Source organism: Enterobacter cloacae complex sp. CDL013, assembly GCF_049238805.1.
GTDB lineage: Bacteria > Pseudomonadota > Gammaproteobacteria > Enterobacterales > Enterobacteriaceae > Enterobacter > Enterobacter hormaechei_C.
This window is the reverse complement of record NZ_JBMKGT010000005.1, coordinates 150,316-175,754: the sequence shown is the minus strand read 5'-3', so window position 1 is coordinate 175,754 and position 25,439 is coordinate 150,316. Positions and strand designations below refer to the sequence as shown.

General features: G+C 55.1%; 22 protein-coding genes. 4 read left to right on the top strand and 18 right to left on the bottom strand.

What is annotated here, in order from left to right; all coding sequences use genetic code 11:
• The first annotated feature begins 343 nt into the window (after positions 1–343).
• Complete coding sequence (fhuE, locus tag ACOTXD_RS11465) at positions 344–2,533, top strand: ferric-rhodotorulic acid/ferric-coprogen receptor FhuE (RefSeq protein WP_032658035.1); 2,190 nt, start codon at positions 344–346, stop codon at positions 2,531–2,533.
• A 141-nt stretch (positions 2,534–2,674) separates the two neighbouring features.
• Here fhuE and ptsG read toward each other — a convergent pair whose 3' ends face one another.
• From ptsG to yceD, 14 genes are all read right to left on the bottom strand, one after another.
• The gene (ptsG, locus tag ACOTXD_RS11460; RefSeq protein ID WP_003857942.1) at positions 2,675–4,108 is read right to left on the bottom strand and encodes a PTS glucose transporter subunit IIBC; all 1,434 of its coding nucleotides are present in this window, start codon (positions 4,106–4,108) and stop codon (positions 2,675–2,677) included.
• Positions 4,109–4,405: 297 nt separating this feature from the next.
• Positions 4,406–5,200 (bottom strand): metal-dependent hydrolase, encoded by a 795-nt coding sequence (locus tag ACOTXD_RS11455; RefSeq protein ID WP_003857943.1) that lies wholly within the window; start codon positions 5,198–5,200, stop codon positions 4,406–4,408.
• Positions 5,201–5,210: 10 nt separating this feature from the next.
• Complete coding sequence (gene holB, locus ACOTXD_RS11450; RefSeq protein ID WP_061856386.1) at positions 5,211–6,215, bottom strand: DNA polymerase III subunit delta'; 1,005 nt, start codon at positions 6,213–6,215, stop codon at positions 5,211–5,213.
• A complete protein-coding gene (tmk, locus tag ACOTXD_RS11445; protein ID WP_061856385.1) occupies positions 6,212–6,853 on the bottom strand; it encodes a dTMP kinase in 642 nt (213 codons plus the stop codon). Before tmk ends, holB begins: the two co-directional genes overlap by 4 nt.
• Positions 6,843–7,865, bottom strand: a complete 1,023-nt coding sequence (gene yceG, locus ACOTXD_RS11440; protein WP_061856384.1) for a cell division protein YceG — start codon at positions 7,863–7,865, stop codon at positions 6,843–6,845. Before yceG ends, tmk begins: the two co-directional genes overlap by 11 nt.
• Before the next feature lie 2 nt (positions 7,866–7,867).
• Entirely contained in the window at positions 7,868–8,677 is an 810-nt protein-coding gene (gene pabC, locus ACOTXD_RS11435; protein WP_061856383.1) for an aminodeoxychorismate lyase, read from the bottom strand.
• 120 nt (positions 8,678–8,797) lie between these two features.
• On the bottom strand, positions 8,798–10,039 hold the full coding sequence (fabF, locus tag ACOTXD_RS11430) for a beta-ketoacyl-ACP synthase II (protein WP_003857950.1): 1,242 nt from the start codon (positions 10,037–10,039) through the stop codon (positions 8,798–8,800).
• 91 nt (positions 10,040–10,130) lie between these two features.
• On the bottom strand, positions 10,131–10,367 hold the full coding sequence (gene acpP / locus ACOTXD_RS11425) for an acyl carrier protein (protein WP_003857954.1): 237 nt from the start codon (positions 10,365–10,367) through the stop codon (positions 10,131–10,133).
• Positions 10,368–10,521: 154 nt separating this feature from the next.
• The gene (gene fabG / locus ACOTXD_RS11420; protein ID WP_003857956.1) at positions 10,522–11,256 is read right to left on the bottom strand and encodes a 3-oxoacyl-ACP reductase FabG; all 735 of its coding nucleotides are present in this window, start codon (positions 11,254–11,256) and stop codon (positions 10,522–10,524) included.
• Between the two features lie 12 nt (positions 11,257–11,268).
• Entirely contained in the window at positions 11,269–12,198 is a 930-nt protein-coding gene (gene fabD, locus ACOTXD_RS11415) for an ACP S-malonyltransferase (RefSeq protein ID WP_061856382.1), read from the bottom strand.
• A gap of 15 nt (positions 12,199–12,213) precedes the next feature.
• Complete coding sequence (locus ACOTXD_RS11410) at positions 12,214–13,167, bottom strand: beta-ketoacyl-ACP synthase III (protein ID WP_003857960.1); 954 nt, start codon at positions 13,165–13,167, stop codon at positions 12,214–12,216.
• 6 nt (positions 13,168–13,173) lie between these two features.
• On the bottom strand, positions 13,174–14,208 hold the full coding sequence (plsX, locus tag ACOTXD_RS11405) for a phosphate acyltransferase PlsX (protein ID WP_153677011.1): 1,035 nt from the start codon (positions 14,206–14,208) through the stop codon (positions 13,174–13,176).
• Positions 14,209–14,289: 81 nt separating this feature from the next.
• The gene (gene rpmF, locus ACOTXD_RS11400) at positions 14,290–14,463 is read right to left on the bottom strand and encodes a 50S ribosomal protein L32 (RefSeq protein ID WP_003857964.1); all 174 of its coding nucleotides are present in this window, start codon (positions 14,461–14,463) and stop codon (positions 14,290–14,292) included.
• 16 nt (positions 14,464–14,479) lie between these two features.
• Positions 14,480–15,001, bottom strand: a complete 522-nt coding sequence (yceD, locus tag ACOTXD_RS11395) for a 23S rRNA accumulation protein YceD (protein ID WP_003857966.1) — start codon at positions 14,999–15,001, stop codon at positions 14,480–14,482.
• Between the two features lie 140 nt (positions 15,002–15,141).
• Here yceD and ACOTXD_RS11390 point away from each other — a divergent pair, with 140 nt between their 5' ends.
• Positions 15,142–15,726 (top strand): Maf family protein, encoded by a 585-nt coding sequence (locus ACOTXD_RS11390; protein WP_003857968.1) that lies wholly within the window; start codon positions 15,142–15,144, stop codon positions 15,724–15,726.
• Positions 15,727–15,821: 95 nt separating this feature from the next.
• On the opposite strand, the gene rluC is transcribed toward ACOTXD_RS11390, so the two are convergent.
• Entirely contained in the window at positions 15,822–16,769 is a 948-nt protein-coding gene (rluC, locus tag ACOTXD_RS11385; protein WP_003857970.1) for a 23S rRNA pseudouridine(955/2504/2580) synthase RluC, read from the bottom strand.
• A 570-nt stretch (positions 16,770–17,339) separates the two neighbouring features.
• On the opposite strand from rluC, the gene rne reads away from it, so the two are divergent.
• Positions 17,340–20,447, top strand: coding sequence for a ribonuclease E (gene rne, locus ACOTXD_RS11380; RefSeq protein WP_061856380.1), 3,108 nt, complete (start codon positions 17,340–17,342; stop codon positions 20,445–20,447).
• Between the two features lie 40 nt (positions 20,448–20,487).
• Here the strand turns inward: rne and ACOTXD_RS11375 are convergent, their stop codons facing one another.
• Positions 20,488–21,426, bottom strand: a complete 939-nt coding sequence (locus ACOTXD_RS11375; protein WP_198531431.1) for a LysR family transcriptional regulator — start codon at positions 21,424–21,426, stop codon at positions 20,488–20,490.
• A 109-nt stretch (positions 21,427–21,535) separates the two neighbouring features.
• On the opposite strand from ACOTXD_RS11375, the gene ACOTXD_RS11370 reads away from it, so the two are divergent.
• Positions 21,536–22,747 (top strand): MFS transporter, encoded by a 1,212-nt coding sequence (locus ACOTXD_RS11370; RefSeq protein ID WP_003857976.1) that lies wholly within the window; start codon positions 21,536–21,538, stop codon positions 22,745–22,747.
• Between the two features lie 75 nt (positions 22,748–22,822).
• Here the strand turns inward: ACOTXD_RS11370 and flgL are convergent, their stop codons facing one another.
• Together flgL and flgK are read right to left on the bottom strand one after the other, a co-directional pair.
• Entirely contained in the window at positions 22,823–23,776 is a 954-nt protein-coding gene (gene flgL, locus ACOTXD_RS11365; protein ID WP_421766412.1) for a flagellar hook-associated protein FlgL, read from the bottom strand.
• Positions 23,777–23,791: 15 nt separating this feature from the next.
• Entirely contained in the window at positions 23,792–25,432 is a 1,641-nt protein-coding gene (gene flgK / locus ACOTXD_RS11360) for a flagellar hook-associated protein FlgK (RefSeq protein WP_003857979.1), read from the bottom strand.
• Positions 25,433–25,439: the final 7 nt, after the last annotated feature.

The following is a 25,439-nucleotide window of genomic DNA, read 5'->3' as shown; positions in this document are numbered from 1 at the left end:
TTTTAAGTTTAATCTGGCGTCGTGCGTCCGTTGTTAACACACATTGTCTGATTTACTGCGTGACACAAGACAAGAGTATGAGCGAGTTTCTCCTGTCCTTTCAACCTTCTCCCGTGATTTCTTTCCTGATCGTCCCCCATCTGGCTGAAGAGGCATCGCTTTAGGACATTTCTTTTCTGAAACCTTATTTCAGTTCATCCCGAAACATCTGTTTACAGCGTTAATCACAATGCGTATATTTCGCATTTGCATTTTCATGCGCATTTTTAACATAGAAAACGACGTCAGCCCGTGCTAGCGGGACTGTCGCGAAATACCTTCACCATTCACTAAGGGTTTGATGATGTCTTTCATTAATCACACCAGGGATGGGCAACGTCAGCCTGCCGCAACACCTTCGTTGCTGGCCGCCTGCATTGCTATGGCATTGACGCCAACCGCCGCTTTCGCTGCTTCAACCACCGAAGATACCGTTGTCGTTGACGGGGGTTTTGACAACACACAGGATCTTTCTGCCAGCCAGGATCAGGATTACAGCGTAAAAACCACCACCACCGGCACCAAACTGTTGCTGGTTCCCCGCGACATCCCGCAGTCCGTCAGCGTTATCAGCCAGCAACGTATGGCTGACCAGAATCTGCAATCCATCGGACAGGTGCTGACGAACACCACGGGCATTACGGCCCAGGTGCAGGACAGCGACCGTACCGTGTTTTACTCACGCGGCTTTTTCGTCAGCAACTACGCCTATGACGACTTGCCAACCTCCATCAGTGAAGTGTGGAACTTTGGTGATACCGCCGCCGATACCGCGATTTATGACCGCATTGAAGTGGTTCGCGGCGCCACCGGCCTGATGTCCGGCACGGGGAACCCGGCGGCGTACGTTAATATGGTGCGTAAGCACGCGGACAGCCCGGAATTTAAAGGTAACGTCTCCGCCAGCTACGGCAGCTGGGACAAGCAGCGCTACGTGCTGGATCTCCAGGCGCCGCTGGTAGAGTCAGGTAAGGTACGGGGTCGTCTGATCACCGGTTATCAGGACAACGACAGCTTCGTGGATAACTACCACTACCGGAAGAAATTCCTCTACGGCGTGATGGACGCGGATGTCACCGACAGCACGACTCTCTCGGTAGGGTATGAGTATCAGGAAAGCCATACCGCCGACCCAACCTGGGGCGGACTGCCGACCTGGTACAGCGACGGAAGTAAGACTAACTACAATCGCAGCCAGACCGTCGCGCCTGACTGGGCCTATTCGGATAAAGACAGCACCCGCATCTTCGCTAACCTGACCCAGCGTTTCGATAATGGCTGGGAAGCGCACATCAACGGCATGCATGCTGAAACCAACTTTGACTCTAAGCTGATGTATATGTCCGGCTATCCGGATAAAGAGACCGGCGCGGGCCTGGTGGGTTACGGCGGCTGGAACCGCGGGGAACGTAAACAGGATGCGGTCGACGCCTTCCTGCGCGGCGGCTTCGATCTCTTTGGTCGTCAACATGAAATGATGTTCGGCGGCAGCTTCAGCCGTCAACGTAACCATTACGACAACTCCATGCCGGATGCGGTATACGGCATGGTGGATGTCGGCAACTTTAAGAACTGGAACGGGAACATCGCCGATCCGCAGTGGACGCCGTGGAAACTCTACAGCAAGGATGATATTCGCCAGTCTTCAGCCTATTCTTCGGCTCGTTTCTCGCTGGCCGATCCGCTGCACCTGATCCTGGGCGCGCGCTACACCCAATACAATATTCGTTATAACCCGGCAGGATCGCCGAATACCCGTCTGGAAAGCACCAAAGATGATGTCACGCCGTACGCTGGCCTGGTGTATGACATCAATGAGGACTGGTCGACCTACGTCAGCTATACCTCTATCTTCCAGCCGCAGGATAAGCGCGATGCCAACGGACGTTATCTCGACCCTACCACGGGCAAAAGCTACGAAGCCGGGGTGAAGGCAGACTGGTTTAATACCCGCCTCACCACCTCACTGGCGATTTTCCGCATTGAGCAGGATAACGTCGCCAGCAATACCTACACCTACATGCCGAGCGGTGAGTCGATCTATGAATCGCTGGACGGGGTGGTCAGCAAAGGGGTCGAGTTCGAGCTCAACGGTGCCCTGACCGATAACTGGCAGCTGACCTTCGGCGCGACGCGTTACATCGCAGAAGATAAGAATGGCAACGCCGTCAGCTCCGATCAGCCGCGCACAACCATGAAGCTCTTCACCCGCTATCAGTTGCCAATGCTGCCGGAACTGACCGTGGGCGGTGGCGTAAACTGGCAGAACAAAGTGTGGACGGACGTGGAAGGCGGCCCGGCAGGACGTTCCCGCGCGGAGCAAGGCAGCTATGGGCTGGTGAACCTGTTCAGCCGTTATCAGGTCACCAAAGATTTTGCGGTACAGGCTAACGTCAACAACCTGTTCGACAAAGAGTATTACGACTACGTCGGATCGTATGCGGTGTATGGCGCGCCGCTGAACGTCTCGGTGAGCGCGAGCTACGATTTCTGAGTGACAGAAGCCCGGTGGCGCTGCGCTTACCGGGCCTACCCATCACGTAGGCCAGGTAAGGCGCAGCCGCCACCCGGCACCACAAGCCGCAATAATAAAAAAGGCAGCCATTCGGCTGCCTTAGTCTCCCCAGGTCACAGCTTAGTTGTTGCGGATGTACTCATCCATTTCAGTTTTCAGGTTATCGGATTTAGTACCGAAGATTGCCTGAACACCAGAACCTGCAACAACGACGCCCGCTGCGCCCAGTTTTTTCAGACCCGGCTGGTCTACTTTCGCAACGTCGGCAACGCTCACACGCAGACGAGTGATACACGCGTCCAGGTTAGTGATGTTCTCTTTACCGCCGAAAGCAGCTACCAGAGCAGGCGCCATTTCGCTGGTCGCACCGGCTTTGCTGTCTTCCGTTGCATCTTCACGACCCGGCGTTTTCAGGTCCAGTGCTTTGATCAGCACGCGGAAGACGGTGTAGTACACCACTGCGTAGCCTGCACCCACGATTGGGAACAGCCACAGCTTGCTGCTGTTACCGGACAGAACGATGAAGTCGATCAGACCGTGAGAGAAGGACGTACCGTCACGCATACCCAGCAGGATACAGATTGGGAATGCCAGACCTGCCAGTACCGCGTGGATGATGTACAGGATCGGCGCAACGAACATGAAGGAGAACTCGATCGGCTCGGTGATACCGGTCAGGAACGAGGTCAGCGCTGCGGAGATCATGATACCGCCCACTTTTGCACGGTTCTCTGGTTTAGCAGAGTGCCAAATCGCAATTGCGGCAGCTGGCAGACCGTACATTTTGAACAGGAAGCCACCAGACAGTTTACCTGCCGTTGGGTCACCCGCCATGTAGCGTGGGATGTCGCCGTGGAACACCTGGCCTGCTGCGTTGGTGTATTCACCAATCTGCATCTGGAATGGAACGTTCCAGATGTGATGCAGACCAAATGGTACCAGGCAGCGCTCAATGAAGCCGTAGATACCGAACGCCACAACCGGGTTCTGGTAAGCCGCCCACTGAGAGAAGGTCTGGATTGCCGTACCGATTGGTGGCCAGATGAAGGACAGGACAACACCGGTGAAAATCGCGGCCAGACCAGAAATGATCGGCACAAAACGTTTACCCGCGAAGAAGCCCAGATACTCAGGCAGCTTGATGCGATAGAAGCGGTTAAACATGTACGCTGCAATCGCACCGGAGATGATACCGCCGAGAACACCGGTGTCTGCCAGGTGCTTAGCGGCAATCTCTTCAGCAGGTAAATGCAGGACCAGCGGCGCAACCACAGCCATGGTTTTCACCATGATGCCGTAAGCAACAACGGACGCCAGAGCGGATACACCGTCGTTATTGGTGAAGCCCAGAGCAACACCGATAGCGAAGATCAGCGGCATGTTAGCAAAAACAGAACCGCCTGCTTCGGCCATCACGTGGGAAACTACGGCTGGCAGCCAGCTGAAGTTTGCAGAACCGACACCCAGCAGGATACCTGCGATAGGCAGTACGGATACTGGCAGCATCAGCGATTTACCGACCTTTTGCAGGTTAGCAAATGCATTCTTAAACATAATTGAGAGTGCTCCTGAGTATTTGTGCTTTTTTTACGTTTTCACGCATTGGCCCGGGGGGAGTACCGCGCCGTGGACAGGACATCTAAGCGCCCTTTATTTATTACACAGAGTAAAATAATTCCCTCTGAGTTTGTTTGACGGCTATCACGTTTCAGTTCAAGACGGCCAAAAAACTTGCAGATATTTACATAAAGCATGTCTGGATGTGTCTAAAAACGCCATCACCGCCCCAAATGAGGCGGTGAACTTTACTCGTTTTACTTATTAATTACGAGCCTAAAAATAACAGGTGTATCAGACAGATTGCAGGCGGGCGGGGTCGATATGGAACAGGCTGGCGAAGTTTTTCGTTGTCACGCGAGCCAGTTCTTCGATACTGACACCTTTCAGAACGGCCATATACTCAGCGACATCCCGGGTCATCGCTGGCTGATTCTCTTTGCCGCGATGAGGCACCGGCGCCAGGTACGGGGAATCGGTTTCCACCAGAATACGATCCAGCGGAACATAGCGCGCCGCATCACGCAGTTGCTCAGCATTGCGGAACGTGACAATCCCCGAGAATGAAATATAAAAGCCTAAATCAAGCAGCTTACCCGCCGTTTCTCTGTCTTCTGTGAAACAGTGTAGTACGCCACCGCAATCCGTCACCTTTTCTTCCCGCAGGATCGCCAGCGTGTCGGCGCGCGCATCGCGGGTATGAACGATAACCGGCTTATTCAGCTCACGGCCAATACGGATGTGGTTGCGGAAGGATTCCTGCTGGCGAGGTTTTGTTTCGGGGGTGTAGAAATAGTCCAGACCGGTCTCGCCCATCGCCACTACGCCCTCTTCTGCGGCAAGACGGCGTAAATCCTCAACGTCGTAAGCTTCATCCTGATTCAGCGGATGCACGCCGCAGGAGAAGACGACATTATCGCGCTCGCCTACCAGTTCACGCATGGAGCGGTAACCCGGCAGCGTGGTCGCCACGGCCAGGCAAAATTTCACATCGCGCGCGGCGGCTTTCGCCAGCACGTCGTCCACATTTTTATGCAGGGATTGATAATCCAGGCCATCGAGATGGCAGTGTGAGTCGACTAAAAACATAATGTCTCTCTCAGAGGTGGGAAACCGGCGGTATGACACCCGGTTGCAGGTAGTGTTCGATACGCAGTAACTGGTCGGTCAGTAAAAGCTCGCGATTGAGACCGGTTACCGTCAAAAGTTGTTCACGACTCTGGCAGATATCATGAAGGATAGCGTGCAGCGACTGCCCTGACAGGCGATTCGCAAGTGTGGTGACCAACGCCCACACGTCAGGGTTAGTCAGAAGCGTAGCCCCCTGCTGGATTTTGAGCGCATCCAGCAGCAGTGCGGCCAGCCAGTGCAGCCGTTCCGGAGCCTGATCGCTGTTCAGCGCTGGCAGCATGCTCAGCCAGTCATGGCTGTCGAGGGCTGATTCAACCGCACGACACAGCGTTTCACGCTGGGACCACACCTCCGGCTGCAATAAGGCCAGCGCAGCCGCAGGCGCACCGCTGCACAGGCGCAACGCCGAGCGCGCCGCGCCTTGTGACACCGTCACTTCTCGCTCAAGCCAGGCGAGCGACCAGGATTCCTGAGGGACAGCGAGGTGGTGAAGACGGCAGCGACTGCGCAGCGTCGCCAGCAAGCGTTCCGGCTCGCGGCAGGAGAGGAAAAACCAGGTGTTCTCTGGCGGCTCTTCCAGGGTTTTTAACAGGGCGTTGGCTGCGGCTTCCGTGAGCAGCGCGGCGTCTTTCAGCCACACTACTTTCGCCCCGCCCAGACGCGCATATTCGTACAGTTTCTCACTGACCTCACGCACCGCGTCGATACCGAGCGTATTTTTGCCCTTCTCGGGTTCGAGGGTGTAATAGTCAGGATGCGTGCCCGCCTGCATGAGCTGGCAACCCCGGCACTTACCGCAGCTTTTATGTCCTTCCGGCTGTTGGCACATCAGAAAGCGGGTGATGGCGTAAATCAACGCATCATCACCCATTCCCGGAAGCGCCTGGATCAGTAACGCATGATGCCCCCGACCAACCTGATAGCTGCCGATCAGCTGTTCAAAGTGTGGGCGCAACCATGGATACCATTTCATGCCTGCTGCTCCTGTAGCCACTGCGTAACAGTCTGCTGAATATCACGCGTAACGTCTTCAAGGGATTGCGTCGCATCGATGGTACGAATGGTGTTGTCCTGCCCGGCCAGCTCCAGATAACGCGCACGGGTGCGGTTAAAGAAATCAAAAGATTCCTGTTCAATGCGGTCCAGTTCGCCGCGGGCACGGGCGCGCTTCAGGCCCACCTCAGGGGTCACGTCCAGATACAGCGTCAGGTCAGGACGGAAATCGCCCAGAACCGCGTTGCGAAGCGTAGCCAGCATGGTCTGGTCGATACCCCGGCCACCGCCCTGATATGCCTGGGTTGAGAGATCGTGGCGATCGCCAATCACCCATTTCCCTTCTGCCAGAGCGGGTTTGATCACCGTCTCCACCAGCTGAACGCGCGCCGCATAGAACATCAGCACTTCCGCTTTGTCGGTAATAACTTCATCGCCAACGGATTTGATATCCAGAACCAGGCTGCGCAGTTTTTCCGCCAGCTGCGTACCGCCCGGCTCGCGGGTGAAGACCATATCGGCAACGCCAAGCGACGTAAGCGTATCCACCACCACGTTACGGGCAGTTGTTTTGCCCGCCCCTTCGAGTCCCTCAATGACAATGTATTTACTGCGCATTTTTTTCCTTAAGTGCCTTCAGATAGTCCTGAACGGAGCGATTGTGGCTGGCCAGGTTGGTATTGAACGTGTGCCCCCCTTTTCCGTCAGCCACAAAATAGAGATACGGCGTTTTGGCCGGGTGCGCGGCGGCCTTCAACGATGCTTCACTCGGCGTCGCAATCGGTCCAGGCGGCAGGCCGCTAATCACGTAGGTATTATACGCCGTTGGCGTCTCCAGATCTTTTCTGGAAATCCTGCCGTTGTAGTTTTCGCCCATGCCGTAGATGACGGTAGGATCGGTTTGCAAACGCATGCCGATGCGCAGACGGTTAATAAACACCGAGGCAACCTGGTCACGTTCGGCAGCAACGGCCGTCTCTTTCTCGATGATCGAGGCCATCGTCATGAACTGGTTTTGATCTTTATAAGGCAGGCCTTCAGCTCGCCCTTCCCAGGCAGCGTCTACCGCCGCGACCATTTTGTTGTGCGCGCGCTTCAGAATGGCCACATCCGTCGTGCCTGCCGTATACATCCACGTATCGGGCCAGAACCAGCCTTCCACCCACTCGAGATGTTCGAATTTTAAGGCGTCTGCCACGGTCTGATAGCGGTCATCTTTCAGCGTATGCTTGATGTACGGCGCGTCACGCAGCTGCCTGAGGTAATCGCTCAGACGCATACCTTCCACGAAACGCAGCGGGAACTGGGCTTCTTTACCACTTTCCAGCAGTTGCAGCATCTCGCGCACGGTCATGCCAGGGGTAAAGCGATAGGTACCGGCTTTGAAATGGGACAGGTCCGGTTCAATACGCAGCAGCCACTGGAATACGCGTGGGCGAAGGATAATTTTGTCGTCATACAGCTGCTGACCAAGCGCCTGCCGCCCGGTCCCCGCTTTCAGGGTAAAAATCGTCTCGTCTTTTATCAGGATCTGACTCTCCGCCAGCTGACGGACTTTCCACACTCCCGCTCCGCCAGCGAGACCTAACGCAACGATCAGAAGGAGGACAAAGCGTAACATTTTCTTCATGACTACCTGGTTTGCTCACATAACGGGGCCAGAAACTGGAACAGCTCGCGGGATGACCAGCATTTGCGGCCATAAGCGCGAACGGGGACAACGGGCATCAGCGCATTGCAGATAACGACTTCATCGGCAGCCAACAGCGCCTCTTCCTTAGCGTTGACTTCGACAACGCGAAAGCCTGCGCGTGCCAGCTGGTGCATACAAAACTGCCGCATAATGCCGTTGACGCCGGCCTGCTCCAGCGAAGGCGTGAACACGTCACTGCCCTTCCGCCAGAGTAAATTAGCCGCACAGCATTCCGTAATGTACCCTTCGCTGTCAAGAACCAGCGCCTCCCCGGCCTCCGTCTGCTCAAGATGAGTACGAATTAGCACCTGTTCAAGGCGGTTGAGGTGTTTTATGCCAGCGAGCATCGAGTTTCTTCCCAGACGTACCGGACTTAGCGCCACGGCTACGCCCTCTTCACGCCAGTGCGCATAATGGGAAGGATAATCTGAAACGGAAAGGATCCGCGTAGGATGCAGACAGGCAGAACCGCTATAGCCCCGGCCACCGCTCCCGCGGCTGATAATGACTTTCAGGACGCCGCTTGCTTTTTCTGACGCCAGCCGACGCATCTCACTTTCAAGAATGTCCCACTGCGAGAAGGGGATCAGTAATGTTTCGCAGGCTTTTTGTAAACGAAGGATATGGGCCCCGAGCAGGCACACGTCACCGTCGAGAATACGCGCAGTCGTGAAACAGCCATCGCCAAACTGGGTCGCCCTGTCGCTTGCCGGCAGCGTGTCTTGCTCAAGGCCATTAATCAAAAACATAGTGGCTCCTTATGCGTGGAGGCTCAGTCTGGCAGGATGTGAACAGCCGGACAAGGGGATTTCGCCTAATAAAAAAGGCCCGGCAAGCGGACCTTTTTTATCGTCAGCGACCAACCAGACTCAGACCTTTTTGAAGATCAGAGAACCGTTAGTCCCACCGAAGCCGAAGGAGTTACACAGGGTATACTCCATACCGCTAACCTGGCGCGCTTCGTGAGGAACGAAGTCCAGATCGCAACCTTCATCCGGGTTATCCAGGTTGATGGTTGGTGGTACAGCCTGATCGCGCAGCGCGAGAATAGAGTAGATTGACTCTACTGCCCCCGCAGCGCCCAGCAGGTGACCGGTCATGGATTTCGTGGAGCTCACCAGCACACGGCTGGCAGATTCGCCGAAGATAGACTTAACAGCCTGCGCTTCTGCTTTATCGCCCGCAGGGGTAGACGTCCCATGCGCGTTAACGTAGCCAATCTGTGCCGGCGTAATGCCCGCATCACGGATGGCGTTTTCCATCGCCAGCGCAGCACCTGCGCCATTCTCTGGAGGAGACGTCATGTGATAAGCATCGCTGCTCATGCCAAAGCCAACAACTTCAGCATAAATTTTCGCGCCACGTTTTTTCGCGTGTTCGTACTCTTCCAGTACGATCATGCCTGCACCGTCACCCAGCACGAAACCATCACGGTCTTTATCCCACGGACGGCTCGCCGCCTGAGGATTATCGTTTCGGGTAGAGAGCGCACGCGCTGCACCGAAACCACCGACGCCCAGTGGGGTACTGGCTTTTTCAGCGCCGCCCGCAACCATAGCATCTGCATCGCCGTACGCAATGATACGCGCGGCCTGGCCGATGTTATGCACGCCAGACGTACAGGCTGTCGCGATTGAGATGCTTGGGCCACGCAGGCCGAACATAATGGTCAGGTGACCTGCCACCATGTTGACAATCGTAGACGGAACGAAGAACGGGCTGATTTTACGCGGGCCGCCATTCATCAGAGATGTATGGTTTTCTTCAATCAGTCCAAGACCGCCAATCCCGGAGCCGATAGCGGCGCCGATACGGGTCGCGTTCTCTTCCGTAATCTCAAGGCCAGAATCCTGCATGGCCTGAACGCCAGCGACAATTCCATATTGAATGAAGGCATCCATCTTGCGCTGTTCTTTGCGCGAGATGATCTCTTCACAGTTAAAATCCTTTACTAAGCCAGCAAATTTCGTTGCATAGGCGCTAGTATCGAAATGGTCGATTAGGCTGATGCCGCTCTGACCGGCAAGGAGAGCTTTCCAGGTGGACTCTACGGTATTGCCGACAGGAGACAACATGCCAAGTCCGGTCACAACTACACGACGCTTAGACACGCTTGTCCTCCAGGGAGGGATAAAAAAAGAGATTCGTGGGACAACAAAAGATAAAACTCAGGCGGTCGAATGACCGCCTGGAGATGTTCACTTACGCCTGGTGACCGTTGATGTAATCAATGGCAGCCTGAACGGTGGTGATTTTCTCAGCTTCTTCGTCCGGAATCTCAGTATCAAACTCTTCTTCCAGAGCCATTACCAGCTCAACGGTGTCAAGAGAATCTGCGCCCAGGTCTTCAACAAAGGAAGCGGAGTTCACAACTTCTTCCTGCTTAACGCCCAGCTGTTCGCCGATAATTTTCTTAACGCGTTCTTCGATAGTGCTCATACTCTTAAATTTCCTATCAAAACTCGCTTTCGCGATGGTTTTCGTAGTGTATAAAATGTTGAAAAATTTGCAACTAAATCCCGGCAGGTCTTACCACGATTTTACGTTATTTTGAGGCCATTTGCCCAAATAACGCAAATATTTTCGATCGTGATTAAACCATGTACATCCCGCCGTTGACGTGGAGGGTTTCACCAGTGATGTAACCCGCTTCGTCAGAGGCTAAAAATGCAACCGCGCTGGCGATTTCTTTAGGGTCGCCAAGACGACCCGCTGGAACTGCCGCCAGCGTACCCGCACGCTGCTCATCAGTTAGCGCACGCGTCATGTCCGTTTCAATAAAGCCCGGAGCAACAACGTTTACAGTAATTCCGCGGGACGCGACTTCACGCGCCAGCGACTTACTGAAACCGATCAGACCTGCTTTCGCCGCAGCGTAGTTAGCCTGACCAGCATTTCCCATGGTACCAACCACAGAACCTACAGTGATAATACGACCATGACGCTTTTTCATCATAGCGCGCATTACCGCTTTTGACAGACGGAATACAGATGACAGGTTGGTTTCGATAATATCGTTCCACTCGTCGTCTTTCATTCGCATCAGCAGGTTGTCGCGAGTGATCCCGGCATTATTGACCAGAATATCCACTTCGCCAAACTCTGCGCGAATATTTTCCAGAACAGATTCGATAGATGCTGGTTCAGTCACATTCAGTACCAGACCTTTACCGTTCGCACCCAGATAGTCGCTGATGGCCTGTGCGCCATTCTCGCTGGTCGCAGTCCCGATCACCGTTGCGCCGCGCGCAACCAGTGTTTCAGCAATAGCGCGCCCAATACCGCGGCTTGCGCCGGTCACCAGGGCAATTTTTCCTTCAAAACTCATGGTATTCCTCTTTTATTGCGAGAGTGCCGCTTTCATGGCTTCCGGCTCGTTAATCGCCGAGGCAGTCAGGGTATCTACAATACGTTTTGTCAGACCGGTAAGTACTTTACCTGGACCGACTTCATACAGATGTTCCACGCCCTGAGACGCCATAAATTCAACAGTTGTAGTCCACTGAACCGGGCTGTAGAGCTGGCGAACCAGCGCGTTACGGATAGCCTCCGGCGCGGTTTCGCACTTCACATCGACGTTATTCACAACGGAAATCGTCGGTGCGTTAAAGGTCATTTTTTCCAGCTCAACCGCGAGCTTATCGGCTGCGGGCTTCATCAGCGCGCAGTGAGACGGCACGCTCACCGGCAGGGGCAGTGCACGTTTTGCGCCCGCAGCTTTACAGGCAGCGCCTGCACGCTCAACCGCTTCTTTATGACCCGCGATTACCACCTGGCCTGGCGAGTTAAAGTTTACCGGAGAAACGACCTGACCTTCAGCAGATTCTTCACAGGCTTTAGCGATAGAAGCATCATCCAGACCGATGATGGCAGACATGCCGCCCGTGCCTTCTGGCACCGCTTCCTGCATGAATTTACCACGCAATTCAACCAGGCGTACCGCGTCAGCGAAGGCAATCACGCCAGCGCAGACCAGCGCAGAGTATTCACCGAGGCTATGACCCGCCATCAGCGTCGGCGCTTTGCCGCCCTGCTGCTGCCATACGCGCCACAATGCGACGGATGCCGCCAGCAGTGCCGGTTGAGTCTGCCAGGTTTTGTTCAGTTCTTCAGCGGGGCCCTGTTGGGTCAGCACCCACAGATCATAACCCAGCGCGTCAGAAGCTTCACGGAAAGTCTCTTCAATAACCGGATAGTTTGCTGCCATTTCAGACAACATCCCAACAGTTTGCGAGCCCTGTCCCGGGAACACAAAAGCAAATTGCGTCATTTTTTAATCCTTATCCTAGAAACGAACCAGCGCGGAACCCCAGGTGAACCCGCCACCAAAGGCTTCAAGCAAGACCAGTTGGCCCCGTTTAATTCGTCCATCGCGTACCGCTTCGTCAAATGCGCACGGTACCGATGCCGCAGAGGTGTTGCCGTGGCGATCGAGCGTCACCACAACGTTATCCATAGACATGCCCAGCTTCTTCGCCGTCGCGCTGATAATACGCAGGTTAGCCTGATGCGGTACCAGCCAGTCGAGTGCGGCGCGGTCCAGATTGTTCGCTTCCAGCGTCTCATCAACGATGTGAGCCAGTTCAGTCACGGCCACTTTAAACACTTCGTTACCTGCCATTGTCAGGTAAATTGAACTGTCCGGATTAACGCGATCGGCGTTAGGCAGCGTTAACAGCTCGCCGTAGCGGCCATCGGCATGCAGGTGCGTGGAGATGATGCCCGGCTCTTCGGACTGCCCCAGCAGCACCGCGCCCGCGCCATCGCCAAAAATAATGATCGTGCCGCGATCGGTTGGATCGCAGGTACGCGCCAGCACGTCAGCGCCGATCACCAGCGCATATTTTACGGCGCCCGATTTTACATACTGATCGGCGATGCTCAGTGCATAGGTGAAACCCGCGCATGCTGCTGCAACATCAAATGCCGGGCAGCCTTTGATGCCGAGCATGTTCTGCACCTGGCACGCTGCGCTTGGGAAGGCATGCGTGGCAGAGGTGGTCGCCACCACAATAAGCCCGATCTGTTCTTTATCAATGCCAGCCATCTCAAGCGCTCGCTGAGCGGCTTCGTAGCCCATGGTGGACACAGTTTCGTCTGGCGCGGCGATACGACGTTCACGGATACCTGTGCGCGTGACAATCCACTCGTCAGACGTATCTACCATTTTTTCAAGATCGGCGTTGGTACGCACTTGTTTTGGCAGGTAGCTGCCGGTACCTAAAATCTTCGTATACATGTACGCTCAGTCACTTTTAGCTAATACAGATCCCAGGCGAGCGGCAATCCTCTGAGGGACTTGACGCTGCACCGCCTGCACTGCCTGTTCAATCGCGACGGTAAATGCTCGCTGATTGGCGGCGCCATGACTCTTAATCACGATGCCGCGCAATCCTAACAGACAGGCGCCATTATACTGGTCGGGGTTGAGGTGACTGAATCGCCGCGTCAGGCTTTTTTGTAACCAACGCTTTAATATAATCAGCCACCAGGACCTTTTTTTACCGTCTCCCTGCGATTTCAGCAGAGAAAGGAACATTCGTACGACCCCTTCCATGGTCTTCAACGTCACGTTTCCGGTGAAGCCATCACACACTAATACATCCGTTTTGCCCGTCAGCAACTCATTGGCTTCGAGATAACCAATATAGTTGATGGAGGGGACCTGTTTGAGTATTTCCGCAGCGTCGCGGATACTGTCCAGACCTTTGGTCTCTTCTTCACCAATATTCAATAACGCAACGCGGGGATTGTTAATCCCGACCACGTCTTCTGCCAGCACCGACCCCATAACGGCAAACTGAGCCAGCATTGTACTATCACAATCCACGTTAGCGCCCAGATCCAGCACCACCGTTTTGCCCTTCTGCTGATGCGGTAACACCGTCACCAGCGCCGGACGCTCAATGCCCTCAATCGGCTTGAGCAATAATTTCGACAGCCCCATCAGCGCGCCAGTATTTCCCGCGCTGACGCAAGCCTGCGCTCGCCCTTCTTTCACCAGCTCCAGCGCCATTCGCATAGAGCTGCCGCGGCTATTACGAATAGCCTGCGATGGCCGGGCATCACTGGCAATAACTGACTGCGCAGGAATAATCTGCAGACGCGAACGTTGTTCAAAGTCAGCTTTTGCAAGTAATGGCGTGATTGTGTCGGGATTACCGACTAAAAGAAGTGTGAGTTGCGAATTAGAATTCAGTGCCTGCAATGCTGCAGGCACTGTCACGGTAGGGCCAAAATCTCCCCCCATGACATCTAACGCCAGGGTTAGACGTGTCAAGGTATCGTCGCAGCCTGGTTCGGTAAACTCCCCGTTTGCACGGGGAAGTTCCTCACTAAGCCTAATCACGCTGACGCGTGATTACTTAGTGATAACCTTGCGGCCGCGGTAGAAACCGTCAGCGGTGATGTGGTGACGCAGGTGTTTCTCACCAGAAGTCTTGTCTACAGACAGGCTGGTAACTGCGGTCAGCGCGTCATGGGAACGACGCATGCCACGTTTGGAACGGGTTGGTTTATTCTGTTGTACGGCCATGGACCTTACTCCTCAATTACTTACGCTTTAAGCTGGCTAATACGGCAAATGGGTTTGGTTTTTGCGCTTCATCAGGCAGTTCCCCAAAGACCATGTCCGCCTCGGACACTTCACAGTGTTCAGAATCATGCACCGGAACGACTGGCAGGGAGAGGATGACTTCATCTTCAACCAGCGCCAGAAGATCGATTTCACCGAATTCGTTAACCTCAATCGGCTCGTACGCTTCCGGGAGTGCTTCAGCCTGTTCGTCAGAACGAACCGGACTAAAACAATACGTTGTGTGAACATGCTGTACAAACGGTTTCCCGCAACGCTGACATTCGAGCGTTACCGTCACCTTTGCATCACCGGTTAACACGGCGAGACGCTGGTTGTCGATAGCGAACGACATGGAGCATTCTACATCACTGTCCACACTGACTACAGATTCGGCAATACGCTCAGCCTGATCGGAAGAATAGATTCCTTCGTAATCGAGGCGTTTTTGAGCCGTACGAACCGGATCAAGAGTCAGGGGTAATTTTACCTTTTGCATAGGGCGCGCATATTAACTTTGTAACGTCATAGAGTCAAAGAAAAAGGCAACCAGAGCTGCCTTTTGCCAATTATTCGCACACATTGCGGCCTGTAGTTTAAAATGGCTGGCATCGATACGCTATATCTGGTGATAAAAATATGCCAAATCTCGTCCTTGCTTCCACTTCACCTTATCGCCGAATGCTGCTGGAAAAGCTCGGGATCCCGTTTGAATGCGCTGCGCCGGAGGTGGATGAAACGCCACAGCCGGGCGAGTCACCGCGTCATCTGGTGACCCGTCTCGCGAAAGAGAAAGCACAGTCGCTGGCCGTACGTTACCCCGCTCATCTGATTATAGGCTCCGATCAGGTTTGTGTGCTGGACGGCGAAATCACCGGCAAACCGTATACGGAAGAAATCGCCTGCCAGCAGCTTTTGCGTGCGCGAGGCAGTATCGTGACCTTTTATACCGGCCTGGCGCTTTATAATTCGGCTTCCGGTCATCTGCAAACCGAGTGCGAGCCGTTTGATGTGCACTTCCGTCATCTTAGCGAACAGGAGATTATGGATTATGTGCGTCGGGAACGTCCGCTGAACTGTGCAGGGAGCTTTAAAAGTGAAGGACTAGGGATTGCGTTGTTCGACAAGCTCGATGGCCGCGATTCCAATACGCTGGTGGGGTTGCCGCTGATTGCGCTGTGCCAGATGTTAAGGCGAGAAGAGTGTAATCCGCTGACGATGTGACCGTTGCGGCCTGATGCCCCCACCCCGGCCCTCTCCCTGTGGGAGAGGGAGAAAAACATGTAGGCCGGGTAAGCGCAGCGCTACCCGGCACAAAATCAGCCGCGCAGAACTTTTAGACAGCGTTTGAGCTGCTCATCCAGCGGCGCTTCAATACGGATAACTTCACCGGTATTAGGATGGGTGAACTTCAGCGCTGCCGCATGCAGGAACAGACGCGATAGCCCCGTCCCCGCCAGCTGCTTATCAAATTCGCGATCGCCATAGCGGTCATCAAACGCAATCGGATGGCCCGCAAACTGGGTATGGACGCGAATCTGGTGAGTACGCCCCGTCACCGGACTACAGCGCACCAGCGTGGCGAATTCGTAGCGCTCTTCAACTTTAAAGCGCGTCTCAGACGGTTTCCCTTCCTGATTAACACGAACAATGCGCTCGCCGCTTTGCAGAATATTTTTCAGCAGCGGCGCCTGCACCACTTTCACGTGGGACTGCCACTGGCCGCGCACCAGCGCCAGATAATCTTTCTGCATCCCTTTTTCGCGCAGCTGTTCATGCAGTGAACGCAGCGCAGAACGTTTTTTCGCCACTAGCAGCACGCCAGAGGTATCACGGTCAAGACGGTGAACCAGTTCGAGGAAACGCGCTTCCGGGCGCAGCGCGCGTAACCCTTCAATCACGCCGAAGCTCAGGCCGCTCCCCCCGTGTACCGCCGTTCCGGACGGTTTATTCAGCACCAGAATGTGGTCGTCCTCATAAAGGATAACGTCGCTCAGGGCCGCGACTTTTTGCAGCTTCGGAGAAACGACCTCTTCTTCACGCTCTGCAACACGTACCGGTGGAATGCGGACTTCATCGCCCGCCTCGAGCTTATACTCTGGCTTCACGCGTTTTTTGTTCACCCGCACCTCGCCCTTACGCAAGATGCGATAAATCATGCTTTTTGGCACACCCTTCAGCTGGGTGCGCAAAAAATTATCGATACGTTGCCCCGCCTCGTCGTCGGCGATGGCAACCATTTTTACGGCTGGAGTCTCTGTTTTCATGGTTGGCGATTCTAAATAGCGTCAGGCATTAGCGCCACTCATTTTTCTATGCTTATATTTACTTTTATCCGGACCGCTCCCCTTTCGCGCAATCGATTTGGTGGTTATTAAACCAATCACCCCGTTGAAGTGAAGAAACTGTGAGTAACCGGGTGATAATTGGTAAAAGTCATCTTGCTATAACCCGGCGAGCAGTGGAATAATGAATCCGTTTTCCGCGTTAAATCCGGGTTTTGTAAGGATGTCGACGGAATGACCAATTTTGTCTGACCGATCATCCACGCAGCAATGGCGTAAGACGTATTGATCTTTCAGGCAGTTAGCGGGCTGCGGGTTGCAGTACTTCCCGGTATAAGGATTGTTCTCTGGAGAGTTTTCCCAGGCAATTCCCCTGATAATTGCGCTGTGTTTCCGTATGAAACACAGGCAACCGACACTCTGCGCCTCTTAAGCGAGCGACAACCGTGAGGTTGGCGACGTGAATAGACACGAGGCCATCGGTTCATACCCCGGAAAGCGTCACCTTGCCCGCAGCTTTGTCGTCAATGTAAGAATAACGAGTAAGTTACGATGAAAAGAATGTTAATCAACGCAACTCAGCAAGAAGAGTTGCGTGTCGCCCTTGTGGATGGGCAGCGCCTGTACGATCTGGATATCGAAAGTCCTGGACACGAACAGAAAAAAGCGAACATTTACAAAGGCAAAATCACCCGCATTGAACCAAGCCTTGAAGCTGCATTTGTCGATTACGGTGCTGAGCGTCACGGTTTCCTTCCTCTCAAAGAAATCGCCCGCGAATATTTTCCTGCAAACTACAACTCCCATGGCCGTCCGAACATTAAAGATGTTCTGCGTGAAGGTCAGGAAGTTATCGTCCAGATCGATAAAGAAGAGCGTGGCAACAAAGGTGCCGCACTGACCACCTTTATCAGTCTGGCAGGAAGCTATCTGGTGTTGATGCCAAACAACCCGCGTGCGGGTGGCATCTCTCGCCGTATCGAAGGTGATGACCGTACAGAGCTGAAAGAAGCGCTGGCAAGTCTCGAGCTGCCAGACGGCATGGGCCTTATCGTGCGCACCGCAGGCGTCGGCAAATCTGCCGAAGCATTGCAGTGGGACCTGAGCTTCCGTCTGAAGCACTGGGAAGCCATCAAGAAAGCGGCTGAAAGCCGTCCTGCTCCGTTCCTGATCCACCAGGAAAGCAACGTCATTGTGCGTGCCTTCCGTGATTATCTGCGTCAGGACATCGGTGAAATTCTGATTGATAACCCGAAAGTGCTTGAGCTGGCTCGCCAGCACATCGCCGCGCTGGGTCGCCCGGATTTCACCAGCAAAATTAAACTGTACACCGGTGAAATCCCGCTGTTCAGCCACTATCAGATTGAATCCCAGATCGAGTCTGCCTTCCAGCGTGAAGTGCGTCTGCCGTCCGGCGGTTCTATCGTTATCGATACCACCGAAGCGCTGACCGCTATCGACATCAACTCCGCGCGTGCAACCCGCGGCGGCGACATCGAAGAGACTGCCTTCAACACCAACCTAGAAGCCGCTGATGAAATCGCCCGCCAGCTCCGCCTGCGCGACCTGGGTGGTCTGATTGTTATCGACTTCATCGACATGACCCCGGTTCGCCACCAGCGTGCGGTTGAAAACCGTCTGCGTGAAGCGGTGCGCCAGGATCGCGCGCGTATCCAGATTAGCCATATCTCGCGCTTCGGCCTGCTGGAAATGTCCCGTCAGCGTCTGAGCCCGTCACTCGGCGAGTCCAGCCATCACGTCTGCCCGCGCTGTTCCGGGACAGGTACCGTGCGTGACAATGAATCGCTCTCCCTCTCTATTCTGCGTCTGATTGAAGAAGAAGCGCTGAAAGAGAACACCAAAGAGGTTCACGCCATTGTTCCGGTGCCGATTGCCTCCTACCTGCTGAACGAAAAACGTGCAGCGGTGAGCGCAATCGAAGCGCGTCAGGGCGGCGTTCGCTGCATCATCGTGCCAAACGACGAGATGCAAACCCCGCACTATCACGTGCTGCGCGTGCGTAAAGGTGAAGAGACAAGCACCCTCAGCTACCTGCTGCCGAAGCTTCATGAAGAAGAAATGGCGCTGCCATCGGATGAAGAGCCTGCCGAGCGTAAACTGCCTGAGCAGCCTGCATTAGCAACCTTCATCATGCCGGAAGCCCCGCCGGAAGCGACGCTGGAAAAACCAGCGGCAAAACCTGCCGTGCAAAAGGCGGCCCCTGCCGCGGCAAAAGCGCAGCCTGAGCAGCCGGGTCTCCTGAGCCGCATCTTCGGCGCGCTGAAAAAAATGTTTGCTGGCGAAGAAGTTCAGCCTGAGCAGCCGAAAGAAGCGCCAAAAGAAGCGAAACCAGAGCGTCAGCAGGACCGTCGTAAGCGTCAGAACAATCGTCGCGATCGTAATGACCGTAGCGATCGTAACGAGCGCCGTGATAATCGTTCCGAGAACAACGAAGGTCGTGAACAACGCGAGGACAACCGTCGCAACCGTCGCGAGAAGCAGCAGCAGAACGTTGAAGATCGTGAGATTCGCCAGCAGGCGGGCGATGAGTCCGAGAAGAGCAAACAGCGTGACGAGCAGCAACCTCGCCGCGAGCGTAACCGTCGTCGTAACGACGAGAAACGCCAGGCCCAGCAGGAAGTCAAAAACCTGAACCGCGAAGCGCCTGTTGAACAGCAGGACACGGAGCAGGAAGAGCGTACTCAGGTTATGCCGCGTCGTAAGCAGCGTCAGTTGACCCAGAAAGTGCGTGTGGGTGCTGTTCAGGCGGAAGAAAACGACGTTATCGCGGTTGAAGCAGCAGAAAGCACAACGGGTACACAGGTTGCGAAAGTTGACCTGCCAGCCGTAGTAGAAAATCAGGTTGAGCAGGACGAAAGCAGCGAAAACCGTGACAACGCAGGTATGCCGCGTCGCTCCCGTCGTTCTCCGCGTCATCTGCGCGTGAGCGGTCAGCGTCGTCGTCGTTACCGTGACGAGCGTTACCCAACTCAGTCGCCAATGCCATTGACCGTGGCGTGTGCGTCACCAGAGATGGCATCCGGTAAAGTCTGGATCCGTTATCCGGTTGCTCGCCCAGAGCAGGCTGTTGAAGAACAGACTGTGGCCGAAGAGGTGATTGCACCAATAGCAGCGGTGGAAGACGTCGTGACTGAAGCGGCAACCGTGGTTGAACCGCAGGTTATTGACACAGCGGCACCGCAGGCTGTGGAAGTGGAAACGACCCATCCTGAAGTCATTGCTGCGCCGGTTGATGCCGCTCCGCAGATCATTGCCGAAGAAGATACCGTGGTGGCTGAAGAAGTCACAGAAGACGCTGAGCCAGTCTCCGCAGCAGAAGAGCCCGCTGACGTTACCGTCGAAACGGTGACTGAAGAGGTTGTTCAGGACGTCGAGATTCAGGTTGAACCTGTTGTCGAAGAGGTCAAAGCGCCTGAAGTGAAATCAGAGCCGATTGAGGTCGTTGCAGCTGTAGCGCCTGCTCACGTTGCTACCGCGCCGATGACTCGCGCCCCGGCACCTGAGTATGTGCCTGAAGCGCCACGCCATAGCGACTGGGTTCGTCCGGCATTCAACTTCGAAGGCAAAGGTGCTGCCGGTGGTCACAGTGCAACGCACATGGCTACTGCGCCAGCTACTCGTCCTCAGCCTGTTGAATAACGCACGCTAATACTGAAAGCCGACCTTCGGGTCGGCTTTTTTATGGCTGTTGCAGGGGCTTTCTCATTCCGGTGACCTCCGGCATTATCTGCCGCATCAGCTCCAGAAAACGCCGCAAGCGCGCCGGATAATAACGAGACCAGGGGTAAACCAGATGTACCGGTAGCGCTGCCGGCTGCCACTCTGGCAGTAGATGCGCCAGTCGTCCTTCCTGAATATCATCCTGTACTGTCCAGCTGGATACCACCGCAACGCCTAGCCCGGTGAGTGCCGTATTGCGCGCCACATACAGGCTGTCGGTACTCAGGCGTGGCGTAATGGTAACCCGCGTCGGGGCAGATGATGCATCGTGGAAAAGCTCCACATGGCGTTGATAAAAAGAGCTGATGGCAATCCAGGGAAGCTGTTGCAAATCTTCCGGCGTTTTAACCGCGGGATAACGGGCCAGTAATTCCGGTGAAGCCACCACCGAGCGCGGCACTTCAGCCAGCAGCACGGACACGGTTGCCGGATCGACTTCCACACCCACCCGAATAGCACAGTCAAGGTTGTCGCCGAGGAAATCAACCGAGCGATCGTTGAGCATCCACTCAACAGAAAGATGGGGATAGCGCTGCAAAAATTCGGTTAACGGTTTCAGAAGCTGATCCTGGCCAAACGCGTGCGGGGCGCGCACCCTCAGCACCCCAACCGGTTCATCTTCCGTCTGCCCTACCTCGTCTTCCAGCGCCAGCCAGCTTTCAATCACCCGTCGGGCATGCTGATAGCAGCGTTCGCCGTCATCGGTCAGCCGGGTCGTATGGGTTGTGCGCAGCATCAGGCGTACTCCCAGCATGGTCTCAAGCGACTGCAACCGTCGGCTCACCGTGGCCTGGGTTGTTGCCAGCTGACGTGCTGCCGCAGAAAGAGACCCCGCCTCCACAATGCGAACAAACGTTCGCATCAGTTCTACCCGATCTATACGCTCAGGCCTTTTCATATCATTTCCATCCATACGCTACACGTATAAGCGTTTTACCACCGCGCCCGCTACCGTCGCAAGGCGTACTGATAAAAAATAGCCGCACACGACGAATGAGGAACATCTTATGAACACAACTACCACCCGGGCTGTAAGCCGCTGGGTAATCTTAATGCTGGCGCTCGGTGCGGGCTTTAGCGTGGCATCCATCTATTATGCCCAGCCTCTGCTGCCGCTGATGGGCTCAGACCTGAACCTGAGCATCGAAGGCATGGGCATGGTCCCGACGCTTACCCAGGCGGGTTATGCCTTAGGTATCCTGTTTCTGCTCCCGCTCGGCGATCGTCATGATCGCAGAACGCTGATCCTGATAAAAAGTGCGGCTCTGGCGCTGTTCCTGCTGGGTTGTAGCCTGACCGGACAACTGCACTCCCTGCTGCTCACCAGCCTGCTGATTGGCATGGCCGCCACCATGGCGCAGGATATTGTCCCGGCCGCAGCGATCCTCGCGCCGGAAGGCAAACAGGGAAAAACGGTCGGCACGGTGATGACCGGCCTGCTGCTGGGGATTTTGCTCTCCAGAACCGTGAGCGGCGTGGTGGGTGAAGCCTTTGGCTGGCGGGTGATGTATCAGCTGGCCGCCGCAAGTATTGCCTTTGTCGGCGTGGTCATGTGGGCCGTGCTTCCCCGCTTCGCCGTTCACTCCACGCTGAGCTACCCGGCGCTGATGCGCTCCATGGAACACCTCTGGCGCCGCTACCCGGCGCTGCGTCGGGCCGCGCTGGCCCAGGGTTTTCTGTCGATTGCCTTTAGCGCATTCTGGTCAACGCTGGCGGTCATGCTGCTGGAACGGTATCACCTTGGCAGCGCCGTGGCGGGTGGATTTGGTATTGCCGGAGCCGCTGGCGCGCTGGCCGCACCGCTGGCAGGTGGTCTGGCAGATAAACTGGGCGCCGGTAAAGTCACCCAATTGGGTGCCGCGCTGGTGACCCTCTCGTTTGCCCTGATGTTCCTGATGCCGGCACTGGGTATACACGGTCAGTTGATCCTGATTGCCCTCTCCGCGGTCGGTTTCGATCTCGGCTTGCAGTCCAGCCTCGTGGCCCACCAGAATCTGGTCTACAGCCTTGAGCCGCAGGCCCGTGGACGCCTGAACGCTCTGCTGTTTACCGTCATTTTCATCGGAATGGCGCTGGGTTCGGCATTAGGCAGCAATATCTACACGCTGGCAGGCTGGTCTGGCGTGGTGGCTCTGGCAACCCTGTGTGGTGCCATTGCGCTGGCTATCAGAGTGATTGAAAGCGCCCGGGTGCTGTCCGCACAGGCAGAAAGTGTGTAAAAAAAATGCCCAACCCGGACGGGTTGGGCAGTCAAAACATGCCCAGTTTCAAGACATGTTAAACAGGTCAGAGTCTTATCTGTTCATCTGGAACAAAGACATACCCTGCATATCGCTAAAGGCTTTATACGAGGCCTGCAACGCCGCCTGCTGCATGGTGTAGGACGAAATCACCGAGTTCCAGTCCACGTCAACCAGGTTACTCATCTGCTGGGTCTGACCCAGCGCGCGGTCTGCACCCAGAGCGTCCAGCTTGCCCAGCTCATCCAGCTTGATGCCGAGGTCGGCGCGCACGGTCAGCACGTTGTTGAGGGAGTTGCTCAGGCCACGGTTGGCTTTATCAATAGCCGCCGTAAACGCCTCGGCTTTCGTTTCATCCTCCCCAATCGGCGTATTCAGCGCTTCAATTGCGGAGTCGAGGATCTTGAACAAATTCGTTTCCGGTTTACTACCATCTGGCTCTGGCTTCGCATTGCTGGTGAAGCTCTCGAAAACTTCAGTGCCCGTATGGCTGATTTGCATCGTGCGCGCGGAGTCAACCTGCTGGCTGATTGGCGTTCCGCCGCCCTTATAATCACCCGTAGTCTGGTCGAAAGCCGCCGCTTCGGTCTTGTAACCGGAAAAAATATAGCGACCGTTACCGTCCGTGCTGTTAGCCAGGTTCATGAGCTGATCGCGAATACCTTGCAGGTTCGTGGCCAGCGAAGCGCGGTCATCGTCACTTAACGTACCGTTGCCCGCATTGACAATCTTTTCCTGAGCAGCCTGGATAGCGGTTGTCACTTGCGATAACACGTTCTCTTCCAGCGAGACTTTCGTCGTAGCGAAGGAGCGCGCCAGCGCATACTGACTGTTTTGCGTTTGAGCCTGAGAGAGCACAACGGCCTGCGAGGCGGCAATCGGATCGTCAGATGGACGGTTGATACGCTTCCCCGTAGACATCTGCTCGCCGTAGCTGAGCCAGAGACTTTGGGAGTTCGTCACGCCGCGCATGCTTTGCTCATACATCATTTGAGTACTAATACGCATTTTTATGCCTCAGCCTTAGCGGATATTGATCAATGCATCAAACAGCGTGCTCGCCGTTTGCAGCACCTGCGCATTCGCCAGATAGTACTGCTGATAGCGTTGCAGGTTGCCATACTCTTCATCCAGGTTAACCCCGGAGATTGACTGCTGTTGTTTGGTCAGCTGCGTCACCACGTTAACTTTGGTTTCGCTGCTGGTTTTCAGCGACGCCGTGGTGCTGCCCACCGTACTGACCAGCGCGGCATAAGCATCGTTAAAGGTTTTGTTCCCCCCCACCAGCTTAGCGCTCTGTAAATCCAGCAGCTTCTGGCCATTGGTATTGTCGCTTTCGCCGCTTCCTTGCGCGGAGGCCATCGCCAGTTTGGATTCGTCGCTGATCGCAACGTCCATATTCACAATGACGTCATTCACCGGTTTGACGATGAAACTGTCTTTATTATTGGCTGAGCCGCTAATCTTAACGTTAAGACCATCAAACGACAGATTACCGCTGGCGTCAGGCTTGGCCGTGAAGCTGGTGTTGTCCGACAGACGCGTGATTGTCCAGTCAGTACCGTTGTACTCAACTTTGTAGTTTGTCGCCTGGACCTTGGTACTGTCCGTCATCGTTGCCGTAACGGACGCGCTTCCGGTGTTTTTGCCGTTACTCAGCACTGCCGGGGAGCCAAAATCAAACAGCTTGCCGCCTTTATCTCCGTTGGCGTCAAAGCCCGCCTGGTGCTGGGTATTCATGGCATCCGCAAACGCCAGCGCCATCTGGTTGAGGGTATTTCGCGCCTGATCCAGATCCTGAGAACGGAACGTTAACAGCCCTCCAAGCGACCCCGTGGTGATCTGTTTTTCTGAGATCTCCACGTTGCCTGCTGCGGCATCCACATACGCAATCGTCGTACGCGCTGGGTCCGCACTGGATTTCACCGCCGCCAGCTGACTTGCGTTGCTGCCCTGTACCAGGGTGTAACCGTTGGCGATAGAGATGTTATACGTGCCGCTGTCCTGTACGGTAACGTCCACACCGACAATCTTGTTCAGTTCACTCACCAGCTGATCGCGCTGATCGAGCAGTTCGTTCGGGGATGCGCCCGCCCCTACGCCAGTCAGCCGGGAGATCTGATCGTTAAGGTTAGCAATCTGCTTCGCATAGTTATTGATCTGATCGACGCTGGTAGAAATCGCCGTATTGACCTGCGCATCCTGATCGCGGAGATATTGATCGTTGGTTTTAAACTGGTTTACCAGACCATCCGCCTTACCGAGCACCGTCTGGCGTGCAGCCGGATCTTCTGCGTTACTCACCAGCGTTTGCAGGCTTTTAAAGAAATCCTGGAGGTTGGCAGAAAGCGAGTTCGTGGTATCCGACAGCACGTCGTCAATTTTTGACATCTGCTGGTAGCGCGTGGTCAGCCCACTGCTCTGGTTCTGCGCCGCACGCAGCTGGTTGGTGATGAACGCATCATATTCACGCTGAACGCCGGAGACATAGACCCCGTTACCCACCCAGCCACCACCGGTCAGGGTGCTGTTTGATGCCCCCAAAATGGTGGTCTGGCGGGTATAACCTGCCACGTTGTAGCTTGAAATATTATTACTGACGGTATTGAGTGCCGACTGCGCAGCACTGAGGCCACTCATGGCGCTGTTAATCAAACTGGACATGGGGGTT

Excerpts from the sequence above, each read along its gene's own strand:
- yceD (WP_003857966.1), bottom strand. The coding sequence starts at position 15,001 with ATGCAAAAGGTAAAATTACCCCTGACTCTTGATCCGGTTCGTACGGCT.
- holB (WP_061856386.1), bottom strand. The coding sequence starts at position 6,215 with ATGAAATGGTATCCATGGTTGCGCCCACACTTTGAACAGCTGATCGGC.
- ptsG (WP_003857942.1), bottom strand. The coding sequence starts at position 4,108 with ATGTTTAAGAATGCATTTGCTAACCTGCAAAAGGTCGGTAAATCGCTG.
- flgK (WP_003857979.1), bottom strand. The coding sequence starts at position 25,432 with ATGTCCAGTTTGATTAACAGCGCCATGAGTGGCCTCAGTGCTGCGCAG.
- rne (WP_061856380.1), top strand. The coding sequence starts at position 17,340 with ATGAAAAGAATGTTAATCAACGCAACTCAGCAAGAAGAGTTGCGTGTC.
- ACOTXD_RS11370 (WP_003857976.1), top strand. The coding sequence starts at position 21,536 with ATGAACACAACTACCACCCGGGCTGTAAGCCGCTGGGTAATCTTAATG.
- rpmF (WP_003857964.1), bottom strand. The coding sequence starts at position 14,463 with ATGGCCGTACAACAGAATAAACCAACCCGTTCCAAACGTGGCATGCGT.
- flgL (WP_421766412.1), bottom strand. The coding sequence starts at position 23,776 with ATGCGTATTAGTACTCAAATGATGTATGAGCAAAGCATGCGCGGCGTG.
- ACOTXD_RS11375 (WP_198531431.1), bottom strand. The coding sequence starts at position 21,426 with ATGAAAAGGCCTGAGCGTATAGATCGGGTAGAACTGATGCGAACGTTT.
- fhuE (WP_032658035.1), top strand. The coding sequence starts at position 344 with ATGTCTTTCATTAATCACACCAGGGATGGGCAACGTCAGCCTGCCGCA.
- pabC (WP_061856383.1), bottom strand. The coding sequence starts at position 8,677 with ATGTTTTTGATTAATGGCCTTGAGCAAGACACGCTGCCGGCAAGCGAC.
- fabD (WP_061856382.1), bottom strand. The coding sequence starts at position 12,198 with ATGACGCAATTTGCTTTTGTGTTCCCGGGACAGGGCTCGCAAACTGTT.
- fabG (WP_003857956.1), bottom strand. The coding sequence starts at position 11,256 with ATGAGTTTTGAAGGAAAAATTGCCCTGGTGACCGGCGCAAGCCGCGGT.
- ACOTXD_RS11390 (WP_003857968.1), top strand. The coding sequence starts at position 15,142 with ATGCCAAATCTCGTCCTTGCTTCCACTTCACCTTATCGCCGAATGCTG.
- yceG (WP_061856384.1), bottom strand. The coding sequence starts at position 7,865 with ATGAAGAAAATGTTACGCTTTGTCCTCCTTCTGATCGTTGCGTTAGGT.
- rluC (WP_003857970.1), bottom strand. The coding sequence starts at position 16,769 with ATGAAAACAGAGACTCCAGCCGTAAAAATGGTTGCCATCGCCGACGAC.
- acpP (WP_003857954.1), bottom strand. The coding sequence starts at position 10,367 with ATGAGCACTATCGAAGAACGCGTTAAGAAAATTATCGGCGAACAGCTG.
- ACOTXD_RS11410 (WP_003857960.1), bottom strand. The coding sequence starts at position 13,167 with ATGTATACGAAGATTTTAGGTACCGGCAGCTACCTGCCAAAACAAGTG.
- tmk (WP_061856385.1), bottom strand. The coding sequence starts at position 6,853 with ATGCGCAGTAAATACATTGTCATTGAGGGACTCGAAGGGGCGGGCAAA.
- ACOTXD_RS11455 (WP_003857943.1), bottom strand. The coding sequence starts at position 5,200 with ATGTTTTTAGTCGACTCACACTGCCATCTCGATGGCCTGGATTATCAA.